The sequence below is a fragment of the Cloacibacillus sp. genome, assembly GCF_020860125.1.
In the GTDB taxonomy this organism is placed as follows: domain Bacteria; phylum Synergistota; class Synergistia; order Synergistales; family Synergistaceae; genus Cloacibacillus.
On sequence record NZ_JAJBUX010000089.1, the window covers coordinates 19,575 to 32,150 of the forward strand.

A 12,576-nucleotide genomic window follows, 5' to 3' on the forward strand; every position below is an offset into this window, starting at 1 on the left:
GTATCTAAACGAAAAAGCTTAAAAATGAGATTAACTCGGCGAGTGGGAATAACACCATACACAACAAAGAGACGACCTTCCGCAAACGGGGAGGCCGTTTTTTTGTCGCCGCATTGTTTCGCCTCTTTATCTTTCTTGCAATTAGACCGACTGCGTGTCATAATGAATAAGGTTAATCTTAACAACGCATTTATAATAATAATTAATGAAAGATACCCTTTCTAAGGAGTTTTTTGCCATGCGCGGACGCGTATTATCTCCTTTTATTATATTTTGTTTAGCGGCACTGTTTTTGTTTTCTGCGTTTTTTTCTTCCGAGGCGTCTGCTCAGCGGCAGCTGCGCGTGGGATTTTTTCATTTTGACGGTTATCATATGGAGGACGAACAGGGAAACAGGTCCGGTTACGGATATGAATATTTGCAGCACATGCTGTTATATGCGGACTGGAAGTATGAATATGTCGGGTACGACAAGAGCTGGAGCGAGATGCTGGGCATGCTGGAGCGCGGCGAGATCGATATCCTCACGTCGGCGCAAAAGACTAAAGATCGCGAGAAGCGCTTCGGTTTTTCAAGGAACAGCATCGGCAAGAGCGAGACCATCGTCACCGTAAAATCAGGCAACACAAAGTATCTGAACGGCGATTGGCGGAAATGGTCCGGCATCCGGGTTGGCATGCTAAAAAATAATTCGCGCAACGTGAGCTTCGCGGCGTTCGCGCGGGAAAAGGATTTTTCATATGTGCCCGTCTATTTTAACGATATGCAGAAGATGCTGCGGGAGCTTCAGGACGGTGGTTCCATCGACGCCGTCGTTACCAGTAATCTGCGCGCGATCAGCAGCGAATGGGTCATCGCCGAATTCTCCCCGTCTCCCTTCTATATAATTACCCGCAAAGAGGACTCCTCCCTGCTGCGTGAGATAGACGACGTCCTTTCCAAGCTGCAGGCCGACGACGTTACTCTGGAAGAATCACTGATGAACAAATTTTATACGCCTAAAAACGGTTCAGAACTCCCCTTCACGGCCGATGAACGGAGATATATAGAAAATGCGCGCCGCAGCGGCAGGCGGTTCAAGGCCATGTTAAATCCAGAGTGGGAACCGTTTTCCTATCGTGACGAGCAGGGGCGTCCCGCAGGGGCTTTCGTTGAAATTGCCAGGCTGATCGCCGCGCGCAGCGGGCTGGAGTTTGAATTTATCTCCACAGCGAACAGAGAGGAACATTTTAAAAAGAAAGAGAGCCGTGAGGCGGACATTATTCTGGATCTCCGCTGCGATTACAATATGGCGGAGAAAAGGGGCTATAGGCTGACAAATCCCTATATCCACCTGAACGTTACAAGACTTTCTCTGAAGAATAATCATGGGGACATGAGAACGGTCGCCGCGTTGCGTTTTTCAAACATAACCGAGCAGTTTATAAAGACGTATTTCCACGAAAAAGACATCGTGTTTTACGATACCCAGCAGGAGTGCGTGGACGCGGTGCTGGCGGGGCGTCAGGACTGCCTGTTCCTCTACGCGGGCGGCGCCCAGCTAGTGATGAACAGGGATATAACAAACAGCCTTGTCGCCAACGTGATCTACGGGTGGAAGACCTATTATGGCGTAGGGGTCACCTACCGTGAACCGCCGCTGCTGGCGTCGATCATGGATAAAAGTATGCGCGGCCTCGAGGAGCGCGAGGTAAACGACATTCTCGCAAAATACACGGCCTTTCCGCACGAAGATCTCTCTCTGAAGGCCTTTCTTTATAGTAACCCGCTATTCGCCGTAGGGGGGATTTTCGTCCTCTGTATGCTGGCGATAATCCTCGTACTCTATCTGACGACGCGCAGACGCCGCGCCGAGGCGCTGGCTCGCGGCAGGGAGCTCAAGCGGTTCATAACCTACGTGTGCGGCGCCAACGACGTGGTAGGCGAAGTGGACGTCTCAAACGGGACAAGGGTGCTGTACGGCGTATCCGACGGCAGGGTCACGCAGCGGGCGGAAAGTTACAGCCTAGAAAAAGACCTTCTGCCGCACATTCACCCGGACGACTGCGAAAGGGTCGGGACGCTGCTGGGAGCCGCCAGTCTCGGCAGACTTGCGGATGAGGGCGGGGCGCTCTATTTCGAATGCCGGGTGAAAAACGGCGGCGAACAATATGAATGGTTTTCTTATACGGTGCTGGCAATGGACAGAGAAAACGCTTCAAGGGCCGGCTTCATGTTCTTCACCCGCTGTATAGAGGACGCCAAGCGCCGTGAGGATATGAACAGGCGCGCGCTGGTCGACGCGCTGGAGTCGGCGCGCAACGCCTCAAATTCCAAGAGCTCTTTCCTCTCAAGGATGTCACACGACATTCGCACGCCGCTCAACGCCATCATCGGCTTCACGGCAATTGCCAAGGATAGCCTGTCACCGGCGGCGGAAGATAGAAACAAGGCCATCGGCTGTCTTGAAAAGACAGAACTTGCCTCCAGCCATCTTTTGACGATCCTCAACGAAGTTCTTGACATGGCCTCGATCGAAAGCGGAATGGTAAAGATCGAGGACCTCCCCTTCAACCTTCCCGGGCTGCTGTCATCCCTCGAAAGCATCTTCTTCACGCAGGCTAGGGAGAATGGGGTCGCTTTCTCTGTGGAGGCAAAGGGCGTTGCGGGACTGTGCCTTACGGGAGATTCTATGAGGCTGAATCAGATACTGATGAACCTGCTCTCCAACGCGGTGAAATTCACCGGGAAGGACGGCCGTGTGGCTTTGATGGTCGAGGCGGTGGCGGTGAAAGAGAATAAAGTCTACATACGTTTCACCGTGACCGACACTGGAATAGGCATCGCACCGGAGTTTCTCGAACACATATTCGAGCCTTTTGAACAGCAGGATAACTCTATTGCCAGACAATACGGGGGCACGGGGTTGGGGATGTCGATAACGAAAAACCTCGTTGACATGATGCACGGCGCGATAAGCGTATCGAGCGTTGTCGGAGAGGGCTCATCCTTTTCCGTTGAATTGCCGTTCGGAATATCGGAAGAAGACGGCGGAGAGCCGGCGGCTGGCGAGGGAACGCCGGAGGCCGCCGCTGACGAATATGATTTTGAGGGAGCAAGGCTGCTGCTTGCGGAAGATAACGAAATGAATATGGAGATAGCGTCAGAGATACTGAAAAGCGGCGGATTCTCCGTTGACTGGGCGAAAAACGGCGAGGAGGCCGTGCGGCTCTTTGAAGCGTCTCCCGCCGGGTGCTATAGCGCCATATTGCTCGATATCCAAATGCCGGTGATGGACGGATATGAAGCGGCGCGCCGCATACGCGCCTCGCGCCACCCGGAGTCGGCCTCTGCCGTGATTATCGCCATGTCGGCCAACGCCTTCGCGGAAGATGTCGCCGCCTCGCTGGCGGCGGGCATGAACGACCATGTGGCGAAACCTATCGATCCCACATACTTATTCAAGACCCTGCGCAAGTATATCGGCGGCAAAGCCGGTTAGATAGACGCTTGGGCCAGCCATGACGGCCTCCGAATACGCCTTGCTTATCGGGGATGAAATCAACGCCCTGGTGCAGAATTGTTACATAAATGTCGGTTTTTCATTGACGGCTAAGTTACCTGCGATGTCATTGTCTTTTGATTTCACATACTGTATTATAGGTAAAATTACTTAGTAAGCATGCGGTCGGTCAGTAGAATGGATTTTAAAGGAGTAAATATTCATGGAGCCTCAGCGCGATATAGAATCGGACCATCTCAGGGAGCGGCATATACCGAAGGAGCACGGCGTTCCGCTGGAGATGCTCGGAGTTGGTGTCAGCAAGCATTTATTGGATAAAGATTTGACCGTCTTATGGGTGAATGTCCAGTTTTGCAATGATGCCGGATATACGGAGGAAGAATTCCTCTCTCAATTTTCCAGTCTGCGCCGGTATTATGAAGAATATCCCGTTGATTTTGAATTACTGCGAAATAAGCTGCGGCACTTGCATGAAGGCTGTGATACTAAAGCTTCGATGACCTGTCGGATACCGCTCAAAGGCGGCGGGTACAGCTGGGTCCGCGTTGTGGCAAGAGCCGCCGATGACCCCGTCTCCGGTGTGCCTGTGGTCTGCCTGACGACTGTCAATGTTGATGACATGGTCTCTTCCGATAATGAGAAGAAACAGTATTTTGAGTTCATGATGGAAGAGTATGTGGGAAATATCTATATCAGCGATATGGATACCTATGAGCTGCTCTATTTGAATCAGAACAGCTGCAATGTCCTTGGGGGAAGAAAAAAGGATCTTCTTGGCCGGAAATGTTACGAGGTGATACAGGGAAGGTCCACGCCCTGCCCTTTCTGCAATAACAGTCAGCTGACAAGGGAAGATGTTTATGAATGGGAATTTTTCAACCCCGTCCTTGACCGCACATTTTTAATAAAGAACCGCGAGATCGATTGGAACGGACACCGGGCGCGTCTCGAACTTTCGCACGATAACTACAGCGTAGAATACAAGCTGGCTCAGAAGGACAGAGAGCGGGACGCGATGGTAAGGTCTATCCTTGGCAGTGTTGCCAGACTCGACGCGCGGGATTTCAGCACCATCCTTTGGTATGGCGCCGATTTTCTTTCCCTGATCGGTTATACAAAAGAGCAGTTCGAAAACGAGCTGGACTCTAAATGTTCTTACATACATCCGGACGATATGGCCGAAGCGCTGAGGGTGCTGAGAGAAATAAAGAAGACGGGGCAAAAGGCTGTCATAGAGACGAGAGTTGTAACTCGTTCCGGAAAAATAAGAATTTTGACGATCACGATGCGCTACGTAAGCGGCGAAGAGAGCTGGGACGGCATTCCCTCTTTTTACACTCTGGGTTTTGACGTCACGGATACCAGGGAGGAACAGATACGTCAGCGCAAAGCGCTGGAAGAGGCCTATCAGTCGCTGCGGGTCGCCAATTCCGCAAAAACGAATTTCCTGTCGTCCATGTCTCACGACATCCGTACGCCGATGAACGCGATCGTTGGAATGACGGCCATCGCCCAGGCGAATTTGCATTCCCCCGAGAAGGTGGACGACTGCCTGAATAAGATCAACGTTTCGAGCCGCCATCTGCTCAGCCTGATCAGCGAGGTGCTTGATATGTCTAGGATCGAGAGCGGCAGAATAGACCTCGCACCGGAAGATGTCGACCTCTCCGAACTCATTCAGAATATTTATGATATCTGCAAACCGCTGGTCGCCGAGAAAAAGCAGGAGCTTCGGGTCACAGTCGGACAGGTCAGCCATGAGAGAGTGGTCGTTGACAGAAACCGGCTTCAGCAGGTCTTTATGAATCTGCTCTCAAACGCGATAAAGTATACCCCAGAGGGCGGAAAGATCAGCCTGGAGATCAATGAGCTGCCCTCCCTGATCCCTCAAAAAGGCTGGTTTGAGTTTGTCTTTACGGATAACGGGATCGGCATGTCCGCTGATTTTATTCCGAAGATATTCGCCCCCTTTTCGCGCGCTGAGGACCCGCGCGTCAGCAAGATACACGGCACGGGATTGGGGATGGCGATCACGGAAAATATCATCCAGATGATGAACGGCACGATAAAGGTGGAGAGTGAAAAGGGCGTGGGCAGCCGTTTCACCGTATCCGTCCCGCTGCAGCTGCAGATGGAAGAAGATATTCTCGACGAGGAGCTGATTGGTCTGCCTGTGCTTGTTGTGGATGACGATCAGATCATCTGCGAGAATGCGACACAGCTGCTGAGCGAGCTGGGGATGCGCGGCTATTGGGTGCTCTCCGGCGGGGAAGCAGTTCGCAGGGTAGAGGAAGCGCATGGCCGCGCGGATGATTTCTTCGCCGTAATCCTTGATTGGAAGATGCCGGGCATGGATGGGCTGGAGACGCTGAAGGTGATCAGAGAGAGGCTGGGAAACGACGTGCCGATCATCATTATCTCGGCGTACGACTATTCCGACATTGAGGAGGAATTTGTGCGCGCCGGCGCGGATGCCTTTATCAGCAAACCGCTTTTTAAATCGAAGATGCTGCATGTCCTGCGTCTCTTCTGTTCCAAGAACAGATTGGAAAAGGCGGGCGTACTTGTGGAAACGGCCTATCCCAGCCTTTGCGGCAAACGGGTGCTTCTCGCCGAAGATAATGAACTCAACAAAGAGATCGTCGTCGAGCTGCTTGGCATGAAGGGGATATCCGTGGATCATGCGGAGAACGGCGCGCTGGCCGTCGAGCGTTTCCGTGAGTCTGCCCCAGGATATTACGCCGCCGTTCTGATGGATATACAGATGCCGGTGATGGACGGCTATGAGGCGGCTGCGGCGATCCGCGCGCTGCCGAGAAAAGACGCGGCGGATATCCCGATCCTGGCGTTGACGGCGAATGCCTTTGTCTCCGATATCGGTAAGGCCCAGAGCTCGGGTATGAACGATCATATCTCCAAGCCCATCGACGTCGACCGTCTGGTGGCGGTGCTTTCCGCGTGGATCAAATAATGGCTGGAATAGGCAACGGCGCGGGCGTAATTACGCGAGCCGTCGGTACGGCAGTCTTGTTTGCGAAGAGGCGTGTGCGTAGCTGCCGGAAGTAGAGATTGTAAGGTGAATTTTAGAACCGCGTGGCAAGGGCTGCGGATAATATATAAATTGTAGCGGTGAATGAACCCGCGATCAGCCGCATACACCCGCAGCCGGAGGAATTCTGCGGGTGTATGCGGCTGATCGCGGGGAGGTCGCGCCTGAGGAAATCCCTTTCATTTTGCCTGGAAGAGGGCGGTAAAATAGGCATGCGAATGATATCGTGTGGGCTGGCGTGGGCAGCATTTCTTGTGTTGGCAAAATCCACAAACGGCCACCGGAATTTTACATGGTTGAGCTGCAAATGAAGATCTGTCAGACGCCCCGAATATGCTGTGCGCATATCTCTTGCATAGAACAGCGCCAGCGAAGCGATAACATATATAATAAATAGATATAACTAAGATCATCGGTCCGTTTCTCTCATTCACCGAAGACATATCTGTTGGTATTCCACGGATACGTGCCGTAATCCTGCTCAAGGTTCTGCGTCGGTACTCCTGTTTTTACAAAAGCCTTTAGTAACTGTATACTATATAGTCGTATAAATTGAGATTGCCGATAGGTTTTTGCTCGATGAACAAAAGAGAGCACAGCGGTCCCAGGCCGGACAAGGAGTGGGAGATATGCATGCCAACAATCTTACGAATCTGCTTGATGCGCTGACTGATACCAGCGTTTATGTCATCGAAGAGGATACCCACAGACTGCTTTATTTTAATCAGCGATGCCGTGACACAGGGCGCGGCAAGGCGGCGCTCGGGGCGAAATGCCATGATATTTGGCCGGAGGTATGCAACAACTGTCCTCTTGCCGGACTGGGAGAAAATTCGTCGAGCCATATCGTCTGTTATGACCCGCTGCTAAAAACTACGGTTGACGCTACGGCCAACAGGATACGTTGGGACGGCGATATCCGCGCGGTTGTGATTACCGCCACGCCTCATAAGCTGAACTTTGAGGAAGAGCATGGGCTTTACAAGATAAAACAGATGTACGCCAAGAGCCTAGTTACCGTATTTGATGAATGTATCATCGTAAATCTTACCGGGAACTATTATGTCAATTGCCAAAAGGATTTGGTTTGGAGCGGTATTCCGGAGCGGGGCGACTTTGGCGCCGAGAACCGCATATATGCCCAGAAAGTGCTGCACCCCGACGATCTTGAGCACTTCAACGAGAACTTCTCTCGCGAAGCGATGCTCAGGATTTTCGGAGAGGGGAGAACCCAGATATCCATGCGCCTGCGCCGTCTGACCTCCAACGGCACCTACCATATGGTTGAGTTCACGGCGACGCGTATCGACGAACTTGAGGCAAATGAGTGCTGGTGCGTACTTGTCTTTCGTGACGTCCAGGACGAATATCTGCTGGAACAGCGGCGTAATGTCGAGATCAGCCAGTTGGCGACCGCCGCCCAGACAGCCTACCAGATGTTGATCGCGGTGAACCTGACCCAGAATACCTATCACATGTTGGAATATAATCGTTTCCCGGTTAAAAGACCGGATGCCGAGGGCTGCTTTGACGATCTTATACAAACTGAATTATCCACGGTACACCCCGATTACCGAGATGAATTTATTGGAAAATTCATGCGCGCCGCTCTTTGCAGCGCCTTTTCTCGCGGAGAACTCCTGGTAACGATGACGGTGCCCCACCGTGGAGACGACGGCGCCTATCACTGGTATTTTACTCAGGTGGTGAGGGTGAAGAGTCCCTATACCGACGACCTGATAGAGATCACGCTGTCAAGGAACATCGACGATGAGCGCCGTATGCAGGAGGCGGCTCTGGAGAAGGAGCGCCAGGCGAAGCAGCTTTTGGAAGACGCTTTGCAAAAGGTGGAAAACGCCAGCAAGGCCAAGAGCGCCTTTCTATCGCGTATGAGCCACGACATCCGTACGCCGATGAACGCGATCGTCGGAATGACCGAACTGGCGCAGCTGCATATCGGGGATGAAGAGCGGCTGCGCGGATATCTCGAAAAGATCGCCGCCTCCGGCGCTCACCTGCTTGGCCTCATTAATGAAGTTCTGGATGTAAGCAAAATAGAGAGCGGAACCGTTGAGCTGGAGGAGTCTGAATTTGACCTCTGCCGCCTGCTGGACGAGGCGGTGGAGCTGATACGGCTCTCCGTCGAGAAGAAGGGGCAAAAGGTATCCGTTCATATCGGCGAGGGGCTGCATCAGCTGGTGCTCGGTGACGAGAGGCGGCTGAAGCAGGTGCTGGTCAATATTCTTGAAAATGCCTCCAAGTACACCGGTGATGGCGGAAGTATATCTTTGCTGGTGGATGAACTTGATAAAGGCGAGCAGCCTGTGGGTACCTACCGCTTTGTGGTTGAGGATAACGGGATTGGCATGAGTCCGGAATATATAGAACATATCTTTGAACCGTTCAGCCGTGCCGACGACAGCCGGACCAATAAGGTCATGGGTACCGGTCTGGGTATGACTATAGTTAAGAACATTGTCTCGATAATGGGCGGCGATATCCGCGCGGAGAGCGAGTACGGGAAAGGGTCGCGGTTCATCGTCACCCTTTGTCTCGCCAAGAGTGTCGCCGTCGATGAGGTTCCGGCGGAAGGATCGCGGACAGAGGAATCTTTCTCTGATCTGTGTATCCTGTTGGTGGAGGATAACGAACTCAACCGTGAGATTGCCGCCGAAATGCTTGCCCTGCTGGGCGCGCGGGTAGAGTTTGCTGAGAACGGACGCATGGCGGTGGAGGCGGTCTGCTCTCATCCGCCCTACTACTACGATATTGTCTTTATGGATATTCAGATGCCGGTCTTGAACGGCTATGACGCCGCAAGGGAGATCCGTGGCTGCGGAATGGAAAGTATCGGCGACCTGCCGATAATCGCGATGACTGCCGATGCCTTTGCCGAGGATGCGAAGCTGGCGCGGCTGGCCGGAATGAATGGGCACCTTGCCAAACCTATTTCCATCGAACAGCTGAAAGGTGCGCTGTCCGGATGTGTCGCCTGGAAGCGGCGTAACCGCCGCGGCGGTATTCTTGAGAGTGGCGATTGATCTCCCTTCGTATGGTGTGCGGCGTCTGGATAATAACTTTATTTACGGAGAGGGATGGTGTGCGTAGATGCCGGAGCTGCCTGAGGTTGAGACGGTAAGGCGAATTTTAGAACCGCAGCTCAAAGGCCTGCGGATAGTATCTGTAACGGTCAATCATCCCGCGGTCATTGCCCGTCCTTCGCCGGAGGAGTTCTGCCGTCTTACGGCGGGGCGGCTGATTTCAGGTATGTCGCGCCGGGGAAAGTTCCTCTCGTTTTGTTTGGAAAACGGCGGCAGGATTGTGCTGCATCTGCGCATGACGGGCTCCCTTTTGCTGACGCCGCCCGCTTATCCTCTGGAAAAGCATACCCATCTCATCTTTCACCTGGACGACGGCGGGGAGCTGCGTTTTACGGACCTTCGCCGCTTTGGGCGTTTCTGGCTGATCGAAAACGGCGAAGAGGATATATTCAGCGGCATCAATCGGCTGGGGCCGGAGCCGATGGACGATGGTTTCAGCGGCGATTACCTGATGTCGGTATTCGCGAAGCGGAAAAAAGCCGTTAAGAGCTGTCTGCTTGATCAGGAATTTATCGCCGGAATCGGTAACATATACGCAGACGAAAGTCTTTTTTCGGCAAAGATATGTCCCGAACGTCCAGCCAGCAGCCTCACCGGCGCGGAGTGGGAACGGCTCGCGGCGGCGATAAAAGAGGCGCTGCTGCTCGGCATTGAGGAGAACCGGATGAGCGCGGAGGAGTATCTTGCCGGTAAGGGGCGCGGGTACCGTTCCCGGTATCTGAACGTATATGGCCGTGCCGGCAAGCCCTGCCGCATATGCGGCGAGCTCCTTTGCCGCTCCTTCGTCGGCGGACGCGGCAGCGTCTATTGCCCGAAGTGCCAGAATCAGGAAAAACTCATTGCCGCTCCGTAATCGGAGATAATTACTTTGATCTCTCAGGGACATCTTTGCCGGTATTTTTCTGTGGATATGAAGCGTAAAAAGCCTTATACTAAGTAAAACCGCAGCGATAATGATTTGGGAGGCCTGCCAGTTGACCACGAACAGATATATCCTTGCCGCGAAGAAGATCCGTACCAGCGTTATTCCGCTGGTCATCCTTCTTGCCTTTTTCGCCATGGTTTCATGGTATATCATCAAGCCGCTGGCGATGCCTCTTATGTGGTCGATTCTCTTCTCATATTTCGCCTATCCTATTTTCACCTTTCTGCATGAGCGGCTTTTTCACGAAAGGTACCGCAGTGTCGCCGCGGCTGTCAGCACCGGCGTGATCCTGGTATTTATCGCGCTGCCGCTGCTGACGCTCTCCATCTTCGTCACACGGGAGGCTATCCGCATCAGCCGGCAGCTTATGGACAGCGGCCTCATATCGGGTTCTTACGCCGATATCATCATCGCCGTTAAGTCGCTTCCTATCTTCGGCGGTTTTGTAAACGAACTTGACCTTATCACCGATCTGCCCATAGTCGACGCTCTGATAAAGGACAGCGCGCGTTATGTCACGGCCTTCTTGACGATGGTCTCGAGCCATATATTCGAGAGCATTCTCAAGCTCGCGCTGATAATTCTGATCGTCGTCATCACCTCTTTCTTTCTCGTGCGCGACGGACGCAGGATGATAGATTACGCTACTGACCTGCTGCCGCTGCCGGAGGAGGAGCGCGTCGGTTTCGTGCGTCGCACGGCGGTGATGCTGAGGGCCGTAGTCTGCGGTATCATTATGACTGCGGCGGTGCAGGGTACTCTCGGCGGCCTTGGCTGGTGGTATGTCGGTCTCTCGCATCCCGTCTTTTTCGGTTTCTGCATGTTTATGACTGCGATGATCCCCTTTGTCGGCACCCCGGCGATCTGGCTGCCCGGTGCGGCGGCGCTGTTCCTGCGCGGAGACCTCTCGGGCTGCATCATCCTTTTACTGTGGGGGCTGCTCGTCGTCAGCTCTATAGATAATTTTATCAAACCGATCTTTATATCAGAGGGCAGCAAGATACACATGCTCCTGATCTTCATCGGCCTTTTCGGCGGCCTATATGCCTGGGGATTCCTCGGCGTCTTCGTCGGCCCTCTTATCCTCTCGCTCGCGCTCTTTCTGCTCGATATCTACCACAGCATAATCAAGACCCCTGGTGATAACTGTTTTACGGAGGCAAAAGAGGATGATTAAAATTTTCGCCGTATCGGGATTTAAAAACAGCGGCAAGACGACGCTATGCCGCCGGCTTCTCGCCGAACTTGAGAGACTTGGTGTGCGTACGGGATATATAAAGAGAAGCTCAGACGAGGTCCTGGAAGACGGCGGAACCGATACCGCCTCCGTGGAAAGGATGGGAATCTCCGCGGCGCTGTGGGGCAGGGACGGCCTGCGTTTCGAGGAGGCGGAGCTGGAGCCCTTTACGCCGGAATATATTGTCTCGCAGTATTTTCCCGATGCGGAGATCGTGCTCCTGGAGGGAGGCAAATATCTTGACCTGCCCAAGATATGGGTGGAGAACGGAGAGCCGCGTCCCGCCGGCGTGAGCGGAGTCTTTATGGTTTATGACAGAAAGGGCGCCGGTGATGGAGGTATGTGCTTTGGGGAGGGCGATGAGGCGCTTATCGCCGACAGGCTGGCGGCCACCGTCCGCGGAAAGTATTACCGCAGCTCCAAGGTCTATATCGGAGACCGTCCTCTGCCGATGAAAGACTTCATCGCAGATTTTATCCGCGGAGCGGTCCTCGGGATGCTCGCATCTTTAAAAGGCGGTAAGGACCCCAAAGCGCCGGTCCGCATATATCTCGACGGTGAAGTGAAAAAATAGGCCGGATTTATTGTGAATACGCCCAAATTAAGCTCTTTGTTGATATTGCTTAATGCGTCTCTTGAAGATATAATAATTCACTGATTCGACACACAGTCGATAATATAAAACCTTCAAGGGGGGCACTTCAACAATGAATATCTTAACCATTGTAGGAGGCATAGGAGTAATCGCATTGCTGTTCGCGG

6 protein-coding genes are annotated in these 12,576 nt (G+C 53.1%); all 6 read left to right on the forward strand.

The genetic code is table 11. The features are described from left to right. The first annotated feature begins 373 nt into the window (after window positions 1-373). The 6 genes from LIO98_RS11420 (at window position 374) to LIO98_RS11445 (ending at window position 12,388) form a co-directional block, all read left to right on the forward strand. Window positions 374-3,481 carry a transporter substrate-binding domain-containing protein gene (locus LIO98_RS11420; RefSeq protein WP_363304333.1) on the forward strand — a complete coding sequence of 1,036 codons (3,108 nt, stop codon included), beginning with the start codon at window positions 374-376 and terminating at the stop codon, window positions 3,479-3,481. A 223-nt stretch (window positions 3,482-3,704) separates the two neighbouring features. Next, on the forward strand, window positions 3,705-6,473 hold the full coding sequence (locus LIO98_RS11425; protein WP_291957115.1) for a response regulator: 2,769 nt from the start codon (window positions 3,705-3,707) through the stop codon (window positions 6,471-6,473). Window positions 6,474-7,180: 707 nt separating this feature from the next. Continuing rightward, on the forward strand, window positions 7,181-9,592 hold the full coding sequence (locus LIO98_RS11430; protein ID WP_291957116.1) for an ATP-binding protein: 2,412 nt from the start codon (window positions 7,181-7,183) through the stop codon (window positions 9,590-9,592). A gap of 67 nt (window positions 9,593-9,659) precedes the next feature. Next, window positions 9,660-10,505 carry a DNA-formamidopyrimidine glycosylase gene (mutM, locus tag LIO98_RS11435; RefSeq protein ID WP_291957118.1) on the forward strand — a complete coding sequence of 282 codons (846 nt, stop codon included), beginning with the start codon at window positions 9,660-9,662 and terminating at the stop codon, window positions 10,503-10,505. Window positions 10,506-10,626: 121 nt separating this feature from the next. Beyond that, on the forward strand, window positions 10,627-11,754 hold the full coding sequence (locus LIO98_RS11440) for an AI-2E family transporter (protein ID WP_291957121.1): 1,128 nt from the start codon (window positions 10,627-10,629) through the stop codon (window positions 11,752-11,754). Continuing rightward, entirely contained in the window at window positions 11,747-12,388 is a 642-nt protein-coding gene (locus LIO98_RS11445) for a molybdopterin-guanine dinucleotide biosynthesis protein MobB (RefSeq protein ID WP_291957124.1), read from the forward strand. Before LIO98_RS11440 ends, LIO98_RS11445 begins: the two co-directional genes overlap by 8 nt. Window positions 12,389-12,576 lie beyond the last annotated feature (188 nt).